At 63.5% G+C, this 12,748-nt stretch carries 13 protein-coding genes; 8 read left to right on the forward strand and 5 right to left on the reverse strand.

Going from position 1 to position 12,748, the window contains the following annotated elements:
• Positions 1-16: 16 nt before the first annotated feature.
• Both AWT76_RS06035 and AWT76_RS06040 read left to right on the forward strand, forming a co-directional pair.
• A complete protein-coding gene (locus tag AWT76_RS06035; RefSeq protein WP_072245548.1) occupies positions 17-937 on the forward strand; it encodes a sulfite exporter TauE/SafE family protein in 921 nt (306 codons plus the stop codon).
• Positions 937-1,698 carry a TIGR02186 family protein gene (locus AWT76_RS06040; protein ID WP_072245549.1) on the forward strand — a complete coding sequence of 254 codons (762 nt, stop codon included), beginning with the start codon at positions 937-939 and terminating at the stop codon, positions 1,696-1,698. The genes AWT76_RS06035 and AWT76_RS06040 overlap by 1 nt, the downstream gene beginning before the upstream one ends.
• Before the next feature lie 35 nt (positions 1,699-1,733).
• On the opposite strand, the gene AWT76_RS06045 is transcribed toward AWT76_RS06040, so the two are convergent.
• Together AWT76_RS06045 and AWT76_RS06050 are read right to left on the reverse strand one after the other, a co-directional pair.
• A complete protein-coding gene (locus AWT76_RS06045; RefSeq protein WP_245638780.1) occupies positions 1,734-2,240 on the reverse strand; it encodes a flavin reductase family protein in 507 nt (168 codons plus the stop codon).
• A 62-nt stretch (positions 2,241-2,302) separates the two neighbouring features.
• Positions 2,303-3,391 carry a UDP-3-O-(3-hydroxymyristoyl)glucosamine N-acyltransferase gene (locus AWT76_RS06050; RefSeq protein ID WP_072245551.1) on the reverse strand — a complete coding sequence of 363 codons (1,089 nt, stop codon included), beginning with the start codon at positions 3,389-3,391 and terminating at the stop codon, positions 2,303-2,305.
• A 103-nt stretch (positions 3,392-3,494) separates the two neighbouring features.
• Here AWT76_RS06050 and AWT76_RS06055 point away from each other — a divergent pair, with 103 nt between their 5' ends.
• The 6 genes from AWT76_RS06055 to AWT76_RS06080 all read left to right on the forward strand — a co-directional run bounded on the left by AWT76_RS06055 (position 3,495) and on the right by AWT76_RS06080 (position 9,361).
• The gene (locus AWT76_RS06055; protein WP_072245552.1) at positions 3,495-3,920 is read left to right on the forward strand and encodes a YqaA family protein; all 426 of its coding nucleotides are present in this window, start codon (positions 3,495-3,497) and stop codon (positions 3,918-3,920) included.
• Positions 3,921-3,966: 46 nt separating this feature from the next.
• A complete protein-coding gene (locus tag AWT76_RS06060; protein ID WP_072245553.1) occupies positions 3,967-4,317 on the forward strand; it encodes a hypothetical protein in 351 nt (116 codons plus the stop codon).
• Positions 4,304-5,455, forward strand: coding sequence for a succinyl-diaminopimelate desuccinylase (gene dapE / locus AWT76_RS06065; protein ID WP_072245554.1), 1,152 nt, complete (start codon positions 4,304-4,306; stop codon positions 5,453-5,455). The genes AWT76_RS06060 and dapE overlap by 14 nt, the downstream gene beginning before the upstream one ends.
• On the forward strand, positions 5,449-5,874 hold the full coding sequence (locus AWT76_RS06070) for a GNAT family N-acetyltransferase (RefSeq protein ID WP_082700123.1): 426 nt from the start codon (positions 5,449-5,451) through the stop codon (positions 5,872-5,874). Before dapE ends, AWT76_RS06070 begins: the two co-directional genes overlap by 7 nt.
• Before the next feature lie 145 nt (positions 5,875-6,019).
• A complete protein-coding gene (rnr, locus tag AWT76_RS06075; RefSeq protein WP_072247524.1) occupies positions 6,020-8,230 on the forward strand; it encodes a ribonuclease R in 2,211 nt (736 codons plus the stop codon).
• 3 nt (positions 8,231-8,233) lie between these two features.
• Positions 8,234-9,361: a DUF418 domain-containing protein gene (locus tag AWT76_RS06080; RefSeq protein WP_072245555.1), complete on the forward strand. Its 1,128-nt coding sequence runs from the start codon at positions 8,234-8,236 to the stop codon at positions 9,359-9,361.
• Between the two features lie 15 nt (positions 9,362-9,376).
• Here AWT76_RS06080 and AWT76_RS16905 read toward each other — a convergent pair whose 3' ends face one another.
• The 3 genes from AWT76_RS16905 to AWT76_RS06095 form a co-directional block, all read right to left on the reverse strand.
• Positions 9,377-9,595: a DUF1127 domain-containing protein gene (locus tag AWT76_RS16905; protein WP_072245556.1), complete on the reverse strand. Its 219-nt coding sequence runs from the start codon at positions 9,593-9,595 to the stop codon at positions 9,377-9,379.
• 167 nt (positions 9,596-9,762) lie between these two features.
• Positions 9,763-11,055 (reverse strand): crotonyl-CoA carboxylase/reductase, encoded by a 1,293-nt coding sequence (gene ccrA / locus AWT76_RS06090; protein ID WP_072247525.1) that lies wholly within the window; start codon positions 11,053-11,055, stop codon positions 9,763-9,765.
• Between the two features lie 133 nt (positions 11,056-11,188).
• The gene (locus tag AWT76_RS06095; RefSeq protein WP_072245557.1) at positions 11,189-12,577 is read right to left on the reverse strand and encodes a 1-acyl-sn-glycerol-3-phosphate acyltransferase; all 1,389 of its coding nucleotides are present in this window, start codon (positions 12,575-12,577) and stop codon (positions 11,189-11,191) included.
• Positions 12,578-12,748 lie beyond the last annotated feature (171 nt).

Consider the following 12,748-nt stretch of genomic DNA (forward strand, 5'->3'; position numbering starts at 1 on the left):
ACGCGCCGGAACCGACATGCAAATTTACCTGCCCATCGCCGAAACCTCTGTCAACGCTTTCACGTTGCTGGGGGTTGGCGGGGGCGTGGGCGTTCTGTCGGGCATGTTCGGCGTGGGCGGCGGGTTCCTGATTACGCCACTGTTGTTCTTCATCGGGGTGCCGCCCGCCGTGGCAGTGGCGACCGGAGTCAATCAGGTCGTGGCCAGTTCCATTTCCGGCGTGCTGGCGCATCTGAAGCGCAAGACGGTGGACCTGCCGATGGGCTGGGTGCTGCTGATCGGCGGTCTGATCGGGTCGGTCATCGGCATTTGGTTTTTCAACCTGATGAGCCGCCTGGGCCAGATCGACCTGATCGTGCAGCTGTCCTATGTCATCTTTCTGGGCATCATCGGCGCGATGATGTTCAATGAAAGCCTGCGCGCGCTGCTGCGCACGCGTTCGGGCACGGCCCCGCGCCGAAAACGGCACACGCATACATGGGTGCATAACCTGCCGTGGAAGATGAAATTCCGCGCCTCTGGCCTGTATATTTCTGTGTTTCCGCCGCTTCTGGTGGGGGTCGGCGTGGGTATTCTGGCCGCGATCATGGGGGTGGGGGGCGGCTTTATCCTTGTGCCTGCCATGATCTACCTGCTGGGCATGCCCACCAAGGTCGTGATCGGCACATCGTTGTTTCAGGTAACTTTCGTTGCGGCCTTCACCACCATGATGCACGCCATAACCAACCAGACGGTCGATGTAATGTTGGCGGTGTTCCTGATTATCGGCGGGGTGGTCGGTGCGCAGATCGGCACCCGCGTGGGGCTGAAGCTGAAAGCCGAGCAGTTGCGCATTCTGCTGGCGCTGCTGGTGCTGGCGGTGTGCGGCAAGATCGCGTTCGATCTGCTCTGGCCGCCTGCGGAGCTCTATTCAATCTCTGTCGCAGGGGGCGCATGATGGGCCGGGTTCTTGCCCTTGTCGTATGGCTGCTGTGCCTGACCCCCGCGCAGGCGCAGGAAGAGGTCGTGGCCGGCCTGTCGCAAAACAGCGTTGCGCTGACGGTCAATTTCGTCGGCTCTGACATTTTGATTTTCGGCGCGGTGCGGCGCGACGGGACCATTCCAGATGGCCCGCTGGATGTGGTCGTGACGGTCGAAGGCCCGCCACAGGAAGCGACGATCTGGCGCAAGGCGCGCCGCGCAGGCATCTGGGTGAACACCGAAAGCCAGAATGTGCGGGCCGCCCCCAGCTTTTATGCCGTGGCCAGCACCGCGCCCTTGACCGACATCCTGTCGCCCGAAGCTGATCTGGATTATCGCATCTCGACCCGGTTGGCGATTTTCGAAGCGCGTAGCGGGGGCGATGTGACAGACCCTGCCGCATTCACCGAGGCATTGATCCGCATTCGAACGGATGAAGGGCTGTATCAGGAAGGGCAAACAGCGGTCGCGCTGGAGCGTGACACGCTGTTCACCACCCGCATAACCCTGCCCAAGAATATCGTCGAAGGCAGCTATGTGGCGCGGATTTTCCTGCTACGCGATGGCGCGGTGGTCGATGAACACGAAACCTTCATAGAGGTTCGCAAAGCGGTTCTGGAACGCTGGCTTTATTCCCTCGCCTATGACCAGCCCGCAATTTATGGGTTGCTGTCGCTGTTCGTGGCGGCATTCTTCGGGTGGGGCGCGTCAGCACTGTTTCGGCTGATGCGCAGTTGATCCGGGCCGCTGCGGCGCGCAGATAGGCGCCACGCCTATCCGATCGCCCCGTAAGACCCGCCAAAAAAGCTTAGCCCCGCACCCGCACGGGTGGCCACGCGCTGCACTTCGCCCACGACAATGGCGTGATCGCCGCCGGGATAAACCGCGTGGCGGGTGCATTCAAAGCGGGCAAGGCAGCCCTGTAGAAGCGGTGCCTCGCCCAGACCGGGCGCAATACCGGGCAGGCTGAAATCGAACCCGTCGCGGGCGAAATGGCGCGCAAGCTCTAGCTGATCTTCGGCCATGACATGAATCGCAAAATGCGCGGCTTGTTCGAAAACCTCGAACCGGCGCGAGAAGCGGCCCGGCGCCCACATGACCAAGGCCGGGTCCAACGACAAGGCGGCGAAGCTGTTGGCGGTAATGCCGACCGGCCCGTCCGCCGTTTGGGTGGTGACAACGGTCACGCCGGTGGCAAACCGCCCCAAAGCATCGCGAAAGGCGCGCTGATGCTCTGCATCCGGGGTGAAAACCTGCTCATTCATAACTGCTCCGTCCATAGTCGCCGCTCCTGCCTGCCATGCCCGCAATTAACCCGGCACTGTGGCGCGACAAGGGCAATTTAGCTGTCCTTTTGCCCGCGAATTGCCTTTTGCAATTCGGCAACGGTCGCGGCCAGCCGGGGCAAGCGGCGCAGGGCCTTGCGAATCTCCAGCTGGGTTTCGATCTTGGTGGCCGGGTCGCCAAGGATTGCGCGGCCCGAAGGGACATTGGTAAAGACCCGCGCGGCCCCGCCGACGATCACATCATCGCCCACAAATATGTTGTCATTCACCGCCGATTTCCCGGCCAGAAGCACCCGGTTGCCAATCCGCGCCGAACCCGCGATCCCGGCCATGCCGCACATCATGCAATCCTCGCCCATCTGCACGTTATGGCCGATCTGGCAAAGCGAATCGATCTTGCTGCCCGACCCGATGACCGTATCGCGCACCGTGCCCCGGTCGATGGAACTGTTTGCGCCCAGTTCCACGTCATCGCCGATGCGCACCGCGCCCAACGAGTTGATGCGCTGCCATTTCTGCTGGCGTATCTCGCGCGTGCCCGACAGCGTTGCGCGCACGTCTTCGGCCGCCGATGGTTCTGGCGTGACAAAGCTGAACCCGCAGCCGCCCACGACCGAATTCGGCTGGCCGATAAAGCGCTCGCCGATCACGCAGCGCGCGGCGATGCGCGCGCCCGCATGTAAGGTCAGATCCGCGCCGATCACCACGTCCTCTGCAATGCTGGCATTGGCCCCGATCCGCGCGCCCGGCCCGATCTGGCTGTGCGCGCCCACCGTTGCGAAGGGGCCAATGCGCGCGCCCTCGGCCACCTGCGCCGTTGGGTCGATATAGGCCATGGGGTGCACGCCCACGCCGAACTCATAGCCCGGGTCCATGACCTGCGAGACGCCGGCCATGGCCCAACGGGGGCGCGGCGCGAAAATCGCGGCTTCCAGCCCGAACGCGCGCCAATCAGCACCCGGCCAAAGGATGGCAGCGCGGGCCTGTCCGTTGCTCAGACCTTCGGCATATTTCGGGTCCATGGCCAATGCCAAGGCCTCGGGCGTCGCGGCGGCGGGTTCGGCCACGCGGGTCACGATCAGGTCCAGCGCACCTTCGGCCTGCAAGCCCAATGCGCGGGCAATATCTGCGATGCTATGCACCATATCGGGGCCTTTCTGCGTCTGCTGCGCCCTTGTAGCGAAAGCCCGCGCGCAGGGCCAGCCGTTTGGGGGCTGACAGCGCGCTGCCGCCACGGCATGAGAGCGCATGGATTTGTTGGCCCTGTTCCTTGCAGCGTTTATCGCCGCCACGCTGCTGCCCGCGCAGTCGGAAATCGTGCTGGGCGCGCTTGTCGTGGCGGGAACCCACCCGGTTTGGCTGCTTCTGGCGGTGGCGACCATTGGCAATGTGCTGGGGTCTTGCGTGAACTGGGCGATGGGGCGGTTTTTGATGCGGTTTGCCGATCATCCGCAGTTTCCCTTTCGGCCCGCGCAGATTGCCCGCGCGCAAGGCTGGTATGCCCGCTACGGCTGGTGGAGCCTGTTTTTCGCATGGGCCCCGATTATCGGTGACCCGCTGACGCTGGCGGCGGGTATCTTGCGCGAACCCTTCTGGCGCTTCGCGCTGGTGGTGACGCTAGGTAAGTTCGGTCGATATGCGGTGCTGGTTGCCGCGGTGCAAGCGGCAGGCTAAAGCTGTGACAGAGCGCGCGACAACGCCCCAGCATCCGGAGCCGGATATGACCAAGCCCAACCAGCCTACCGCAAAGCCGCCCGAGCAGGTCTATACCCTGCTGGTGGAACTGGGCGTCAGCGACGATCTGCCCAAAGGGGCCACCGGCGCGGGCCTGCTTTTATATGCGCCGGGCGTGGATGAAGCCAGCGCCGTGCGCGATGCGGTCGCGGTCCTGAAACAGGCAGATGTCAAACCGCTGGATGTGACAAGCTACGGCACATTGGCCGAGCGTCAGGCGGCAGGCGACCAGATCCCGCCGGAAGAACAAGAACTCATGGCGCGGGCCTTGGCCGAGAATGCCGTGATCGTGGCGCAAAAGACATGGTTTACCGACGAGGCCGATGAAGATGATTGACCCGGTTCAATTGACCGCGGATTTGGTGCGCTGCCCCTCTGTGACGCCTGAAGAGGGTGGCGCTTTGGCGCTTCTGGAACGGATGTTGACGGAAGCGGGCTTTGCCTGCACGCGGGTGGACCGGAACGGGACCGCCAACCTGTTCGCGCGCTGGGGCGCGAAGGGGCACACGCGCAGCTTTGGCTTTAACGGCCATACCGATGTGGTGCCGATTGGCACGCGCGCCGACTGGTCGCGCGACCCGTTCGGCGGCGAATTGGCCGATGGGCGGCTGTGGGGGCGTGGGGCCTGCGACATGAAATCTGGCGTGGCGGCTTTTGTGGCCGCCGCAGTGGATTTCGTGCAAGCCACCCCGCCCGATGGCGCGATCATCTTGGCCATCACGGGCGACGAGGAAGGCCCCGCGCAAGATGGCACCGTAGCCCTTCTGGATTGGATGGATGCGCAGGGGGAAGCGATGTCGGTTTGCCTTGTGGGCGAGCCGACCTGCCCCGAGCGCATGGGCGAGATGATGAAAATCGGGCGGCGCGGATCGATGAATGCCACCATCACCGCGCGCGGGCGGCAAGGGCATTCGGCCTATCCGCACCGCGCGGCGAACCCGCTGCCGGTGCTGGTGCGCCTGCTGGACCGTTTGGCGCGGCATGAACTGGACCAAGGCACCGACCATTTCGACCCGTCCACATTGGCGCTGACCACGGTCGATGTAGGCAATGACGCGACCAATGTCATCCCGGCCACGGCGCGGGCGGGGCTGAATATTCGCTTCAACGACCTGCATTCGGGGGCCAGCCTGTCCGAGTGGTTGTGCGCGCAGGCCGCCGAGGTCTGCGCGGGCACAGGCGTGACGCTGGATGTGGCGGTCAGCGTGTCGGGCGAGGCATTCCTGACGCCGCCGGGGCCGCTGTCCGACCTTGTCGCGCGCGCGGTGCAAACGGAATGCGGCATCACGCCCAAACTGTCCACTTCGGGCGGCACCTCGGATGCGCGGTTTGTGAAAAACCATTGCCCGGTGGTGGAATTCGGGCTTGTGGGCCAATCCATGCACCAGGTCGATGAATTCGCAGAAATCGAACATATAGAACAGCTTAAGCACGTTTATTCACGCGTTTTGCAGGATTATTTCGGCGGATGCTGACCATAGGTTTGACCGACGATCTGGCGGCTTGCCACGCGTTGCGGCGGGTGGTGTTCATTGACGAGCAGAATGTCGATGAAGCATTGGAAGTTGATGGAATGGACGACGGCGCGTTGCATCTGTTGGCGCGTCTGGATGGCACGCCGGTGGGCTGCGCGCGAATTCTGATTGCGGGCGACACGGCCAAAATCGGCCGGGTATGCGTGCTGCGCGAGCAAAGGGGCAAGGGAATCGGGCAAGCCCTGATGTGCGCGGTGGTTGAGGTATTGCGCGCGCGCGTGGATATTCGCCGGGCAAAGCTTGGCGCGCAACTGCACGCGCTGGGGTTCTACGCGGGGCTTGGATTTGTAGCCACAGGACCAGACTACATGGAAGCGGGGATCGCGCATCGGGATATGGTGCTTGATCTATTGGCGTGACAGCTATGGGCGTGACGCGGCGCGCGCAGCATGCTAGAGCGCAGCGCATGAAACATGCCCCCTGCTGCCCAGATCGCCCACCCGCCCACCCCCGGCAGGGGCTGCGCCCCTGCCTCGCGCTCTGGGCAGCAGGGGGCGCGTGATGGTGAAGCAACTGCCCTCATTATCCGAACTGCGCGAGTGGATGACCGCGAACCCCGAGGCCACGGGGCGCGAGATTGCGCGCGCCTTTGGCATAAAAGGCGCGGCCAAGATCGACCTGAAAGCCATGCTGCGCGAGTTGGAGGGCGAAGGGATCGCCCCGCGGCGCCGCGCTGTGGGCGGGGCTTTGCCGCCGGTCACGGTGCTGGAAGTGCTTGGCCCCGACGCAGATGGTGACCTGTTCGCCCGGCCTATTGAATGGCGCGGGCAGGGGGCGGCGCCGCGCGTGATCTTGCTTGCCCCCAAGGATTTAGGCGCGGGCGACCGCGTGCTGGCCAAATGCGAGGCGATGCGTGGCCCGGATTACGACTATCAGGCCAAGGTCATCCGCAAGATCGGCGCGAACCCGCAGCGTATTCTGGGCCTGTTTCGCAAAGGGACCGAGGGTGGGCGCGTCATGCCCATTGACAAGGGTGCCGACCGCGACTGGATGGTTGCCCCGCATGATGTGAACGGCGCGCAGGATGGTGAATTGGTTCTGGCCGAACCGATGGGCCGCGCCCGGTTCGGCCCGCCGCGCGCGCATGTGGTCGAACGCCTGGGCGACCCGACCGCGCCCAAGGCGGTGTCGCTGATCGCCATTCACCAACATGGCATTCGCGATGCGTTTGACGATGCGGTGGTGGCCGAAGCCGACAGCGCGCAACCCTTGCCCTTGGGCAAACGTCTGGACCTGCGCGAGATGGCACTCATGACCATCGACCCTTGGGATGCGCGCGACCATGACGACGCGCTTTATGCAGAGCGCCGTGGCGACGGCTTTACCCTATGGGTGGCCATTGCCGATGTCGCGGCCTATGTCCGCCCCGGATCGGAACTGGACCGCGAGGCGCGCAAACGCGGCAATTCCACCTATTTCCCTGACCGGGTGGTGCCCATGCTGCCCGACACGCTGTCGGGCGATCTGTGCTCTTTGCACGAAGGCGTGGACCGCCCTTGCCTTGCGCTGGAAATGCAGATTGACGCCGAGGGCAACAAGACCGGGCACCGCTTTCACCGCGCGATGATGCGCTCTGCCGCAAGCTTGACCTATGAACAGGCCCAAGCCGCCGATGAGGGACGGCTGGACGCGCAGACGGAACCGCTGGCCGACAGCTTGGCGGATCTCTTCGCCTGCTACCGCGCGCTGAGCCGCGCGCGCGCGCGCCGCCAGCCGCTCGACATTGACCTGCCGGAACGGCAGATCGTGCTGTCGGATGAGGGGCGGGTCAGTTCCGTCGCTTTCAAGGAACGCTTCGACGCGCATAGGCTGGTCGAGGAATGCATGGTGCTGGCCAATGTCGCCGCCGCCGAAACCCTGCGCGAAAAGGGCCGCCCGCTGTTATACCGCGTGCATGAAGAACCGAGCCCCGACAAGCTGGAAGGCTTGCGCCAAGTCGCGCGCGAGACGGGTCTGGTGCTGGCCAAGGGGCAGGTGCTGCACACGCGCCATCTGAACCGCTTGCTGGCGCAGGCCGAAGGCACCGAGTTTGACGAGATGATTAACATGGCCACGTTGCGGTCCATGACGCAGGCCTATTACGCGCCGCAGAATTTCGGGCATTTCGGGCTGGCCTTGCGCGAATACGCGCATTTCACCTCTCCCATCCGGCGCTATGCCGACCTGATCGTGCATCGCGCGCTGATCGCGGCGCATGGCTGGGGGGATGATGGGCTATCGGCTTGGGATGTCGAGCATCTGGAGGAGACCGCCAAGGCGATTTCCGAGGCCGAGCGCCGCTCCATGACCGCCGAGCGCGACACCAATGACCGCTACCTGGCCGCCTATCTGGCCGAGCGCGTGGGCGCGGAATTTGCGGGCCGCATTTCCGGCGTGGCGCGGTTTGGTGTGTTCGTGAAATTGGACGAGACCGGCGCGGATGGGCTGGTGCCCATTCGCAGTATTGGCGCCGAATACTTCCGCCACGACCCAGAGGCGCAAAGCCTGACGGGCGAACGCACGGGCGCCACGATCCAGATTGGCCAGCGCGTGCTGGTGAAACTGGCAGAGGCCGAGCCGATGACCGGCGGGCTGATGCTGGAACTGCTAGAGGTCGAGGGAGAGAGCTTGCCAGTGGCGCGCGGTGGTCCGTCGCGCGGTGGGCCCAAGCGCAAGGCCGTGAAAGCCAAGCGCAAGGCCACCAAGCTGGCGCGCAAGTCACGGCGCAAGGGGTAGGGGATGACAGAACAGGTCGCAAAGCCCCAACGCGCCCTGATGCCCGATTACCTGCGGCTGGTTGCGCTGTTTGGCATTGTGATTGTCAATGTGCAGTTCATTGCGTTTTCCGCGCTGCAAGGGTTTGCTGACCCGGTGGCCCGCAGCCCGGCCGATGCCGTCACGCTATGGCTGGTCAACGGGCTGGCGCTGCTGAAAACCTACGGGCTGTTTTCCTTCATGTTCGGGGTGGGGCTGGGCTTGCTGATGCGATCCGCCGCGCGCCGGGGGCTGCCCTTTGGCAAGCTTTACCGCAACCGGATGGCGGGCTTGCTGGGTTTGGGGCTGCTGCATGGCTGCTTGTTCTTTCCGGGCGATATATTGGTGATCTATGCGGTGACAGGCTCTGTCCTGTATCTGCTGCGCGACTGGCCGGTGCGGCGGCTTGTGCGCTTGGGCGCGGTGCTGTTGGTGCTGCAACCCATGATCGCGCTGCCCTTGCTGCTTGGCCCATCCGATACCCCACCAGAATTCTTCGCCATAGAAGAAAAGGCGCTTGGCGCGGGCGGGTTCTGGGATGCGGTTCTCTTTCGCAGCGTCGGATTTCTGTTCACCCTTTTCGTATTTCTGATCGTGCAGGGTATTTCGGCGCTGGGGTGGTTCTGCCTTGGGCTGGCGGCGGTGCGCTCGGGCATGATTGACCGCGCGGACCATCCGCTCTGGGCGCGGGCGCGGCGCGTGTGCCTGTGGCCGGGCGCGGCGCTAAGCATTACGGGTGCCGCGCTATGGCAATGGGGCCCGGCAAGTTACGGCGCGGCGCTGACCGTCTTTGCCGCGCCCATCGCGACCTTGGGTTATCTGGGCCTGATCGCGGCGCTGGCGCGCCCGCCGGGGCCGGTCATGTCGCGGATATTGAAAGCGGGCGGGTCCAGCCTGAGCATTTATCTGGGGCAGTCGATCATCCTGTCCACGCTCTTTTCCGCCTATGGCGCGGGATTGTGGAACGCGGTTGACCGCGGAACGGCAACCTTGATCGCGGTCTTGGTCACGTTTGGGCTGATTGCCGCCTTGGCACTTTGGCACCGGCGCTTTGCGCTGGGGCCGTTCGAATGGGTCTTGCGGCGCATCACCTATGCAGGGCTGCGCCGCTAGACGGGTGGGCGTTGCTTAGCCTTTGAACGCGGCTTCTGCGGCAATGCGCGGAATCTCGCTGCGGTGAATGCCCAGATCGGCCAGTTCGCGATTGCTGAGCGCCTGCAATTCCTGCACCGTGCGGGCATAAACGGCGCGTTGCTGCATCACGGTTTGCAGCGTGTCGCGAAAGCCTTGCAGACGGGCCAGAAGGCCGGTTTGGCGCGGGGCGGTGGTTTCGGAGGCATAGGTCATTGTCGTGTCCTTAAACTACATGTCTTGGACCGACAGATACGCCGATGCTGCGCGCGCACAATAAACAAACCAGAAATGCCGCTATGCAGCATTTGCAAGGCAAGCCCATCAAAAACCGCGACCGACACAGGGCCGGTCGCGGTCATGCGCACGCTGTCGGGGCCGGTTTACTTGGTCGGGCCGGCGTCCAGCACCTCTTCCAGCGTGCGCAGGCCGGTGCGGGGCGATTGCACCAATACGGCCATGTTGCCGGGCAGATGTTCGTTGCGCAGCATTTTCGTATGTGCGGCCGGGATGTCCTTCCACTCGAACACTTCCGACATGCAGGGGTCCAGACGGCGCTCGATCATCAACTGGTTCGCGGCCGAAGCCTGTTTCAGATGCGCGAAATGCGAGCCCTGCAAGCGCTTCTGGTGCATCCACATGTAGCGCACGTCAAAGGTGCAGTTGAAGCCGCTTGTGCCCGCGCAGATCACCACCATGCCGCCCTTCTTGCACACGAGGGTTGAGACCGGGAAGGTCGCTTCGCCCGGATGCTCGAACACCATGTCGACATTCACGCCCTTGCCGGTAATGTCCCAGATCGCCTTGCCGAACTTGCGCGCTTCCTTGAACCATTCCGCGTATTCATCGGTGCCCACCTTGGGCAATTGGCCCCAGCAGTTGAATTCCTTGCGGTTAATCACGCCTTTCGCGCCCTGATCCATCACGAATTGGCGCTTGGATTCGTCGCTGATAACGCCGATTGCATTCGCGCCCGCCGTGTTGGCCAGCTGGATCGCATAAGACCCCAAACCGCCCGACGCGCCCCAGACCAGCACGTTCTGTCCCGGTTTCAGGTCATGCGGGGCATGGCCGAACAGCATGCGGTAGGCAGTGGCCAGCGTCAGCGTGTAGCAGGCCGCTTCTTCCCAGCTTAGGTGCTTGGGGCGTGGCATAAGCTGTTGCGCCTGGACACGGGTGAATTGGCTGAACGACCCGTCATGCGTTTCATAGCCCCAGATGCGCTGGCTGGGCGAATACATCGGGTCGCCGCCATTGCAGTGCTCGTCATCACCATCGTCTTGGTTGCAATGGATCACGACCTCGTCGCCAACCTTCCAGCGCGTGACCTTGTCGCCCACCTTCCAGACAATGCCCGACGCGTCGGACCCGGCAATGTGGTAGGGCTGCTTGTGGCCGTCGAACGGGCTGATGGGCTGGCCCAAACCCGCCCAAACGCCATTGTAGTTCACACCGGCGGCCATGACCAGAACCAGCACTTCGTGGCTGTCGATTTCCCATGTGTCGACCACTTCGACCTTGAAGGCCTGCTCGGGTTCGCCATGGCGTTCGCGACGGATGGTCCATGCATACATTTGCTTGGGCACATAGCCCATGGGCGGCATTTCCCCGATTTCGTAGAGGTCTTTTTCGGGTGCGTCGTATTGGGCGATGCCCGTCTGGTTATCCAGCGCCATTGCGGCCTCCAAATTCAGTTGGCGGGGGCTATCCCCGGTCATGGTGCTGCGACGCAGAACTTATGCGGCGCTTGCAGCATGGATAAAATGGGTCACGCAACATTGCAACCCTGAATATTCTTATTTTGTAATTTTATGTCTTTGCTGTGACGGTGCTTTCGGCCGTATCGCCGCGTCCTTGCAGGACCGAGGCCGCGTAATACGCAATCGCAACCTCTTCACCCGGCGCAATGCTGAAAACGCTGTTTTCAGTGCGGATCATGCCGCGCAGTGCCAGATGATCCAAGCCCTTGCGCAACAACGCCTCTTGCGCGGCGGGGGGCAGGCTGTCGGCCTTGGCGGGGTCAAGCAACTCTTGCGATGCGGCCTGTAGCTGCGACCACGCGCCGCGCCCGCCCAGCCTGTGCAGCGCGGCGGCGGCCAGCGGAACCGCAAGCACCGGCATTGCGGCCTGAATGCGGGCCATTAAAAGCTGCACCAAGGCATCGGCATTGGCATCGGGATTGGCTTGCATGTATCCGCGCAACGATACCGGAGCGCCGTAATTGACAGCCGCCTGACCAAAGCCCCGGAAGCGCCCGCGCAGTTTTTGCCACAGCACGCGCCCGACAAAGGCCAGCGCCACGCTGGGCCGCCCGCGAAAGCGGCGGTTGCCCGAAGCCTGCGCGGCCAGCAGCAAGCGGTCTTCCAGAACCCGGTCGTAACTCAGCGCGACGGGCACGAAGATCACATCGCGGGTGCCATGGGCATCCCAGCCGCGCAGGATATAGGTTAGCAGGCCCACGCGCCCCTGACCGACGCGCCCGTCCAAGCTTAGCCCGCCCTCGGGGAAAATTGCCTGTGTGCTGCCCTGCTGCACCGACATCTGGACATAGCGCGCCAGCACGGCCCGATACAGCGGGTTGGCATAGCGCCGCCGTATGAAATAAGCGCCCATCGCGCGGATAAAGCCCTTCAACGGCCAGATCCGCGCCCATTCCCCGACCGCATAGCTTAGCGCCGTATGCTGCGCGGCCAACCATGTGACCAGAACATAATCCATGTTCGAGCGGTGGTTCATAACAAAGACAATGGCGTCTTCCGGGGCCACGTCATCCAGCCCGGTCTGGTTCTCTGGTTGCACGACGACATCGTAAAACCCTTCGCCCAGCCGCCGGGCCAAGCGTATGGCAAAGCCGAAATAGGTCGCGGTGGAAAAACCCGGCACAATTTCGCGCGCGTAGGACCGTGCTTTCTCGAAGGCAACGTTGGGGGGGATCCCCTCGTCGCGGGCGTGTTGGCGCACCGCTTCCATGACCTGCGGATCATAGACCAGCCGGATCACCTGATCCTGCCGCTTCATCAGCTTGAACGGTTCGATCGGGCGTTTCAGGCGCTTGTTCAGTTCCGCCACGGCGCGCTCGGCCCGCTTGCGGAAAAACCAGCGCACCGACGGAAACAGGAAATGCGACGCGAAGGTCACCGCGGCAAAGCCCACGATCAGGGTCAGGGCCCAGACGGGCAACTCTACGTTCTGAAACATGGGCATAATTTGGCAGGAACCGCAGCAATCGTAAATGAAGAACGACGCCCCCAGTCAACCTTGCCCAAATATCCTCGGGGGTAAGCCGGCCTGTCGGGCAGGCGCGCGGGGCCGAAAGCCCCCTTCGTCCCACGCAAAAGGCCCCGCACAACGGCGGGGCCTTTCCAAAAC

This window comes from Roseibaca calidilacus, from assembly GCF_001517585.1.
GTDB classification, from domain to species: Bacteria; Pseudomonadota; Alphaproteobacteria; order Rhodobacterales; family Rhodobacteraceae; genus Roseinatronobacter; species Roseinatronobacter calidilacus.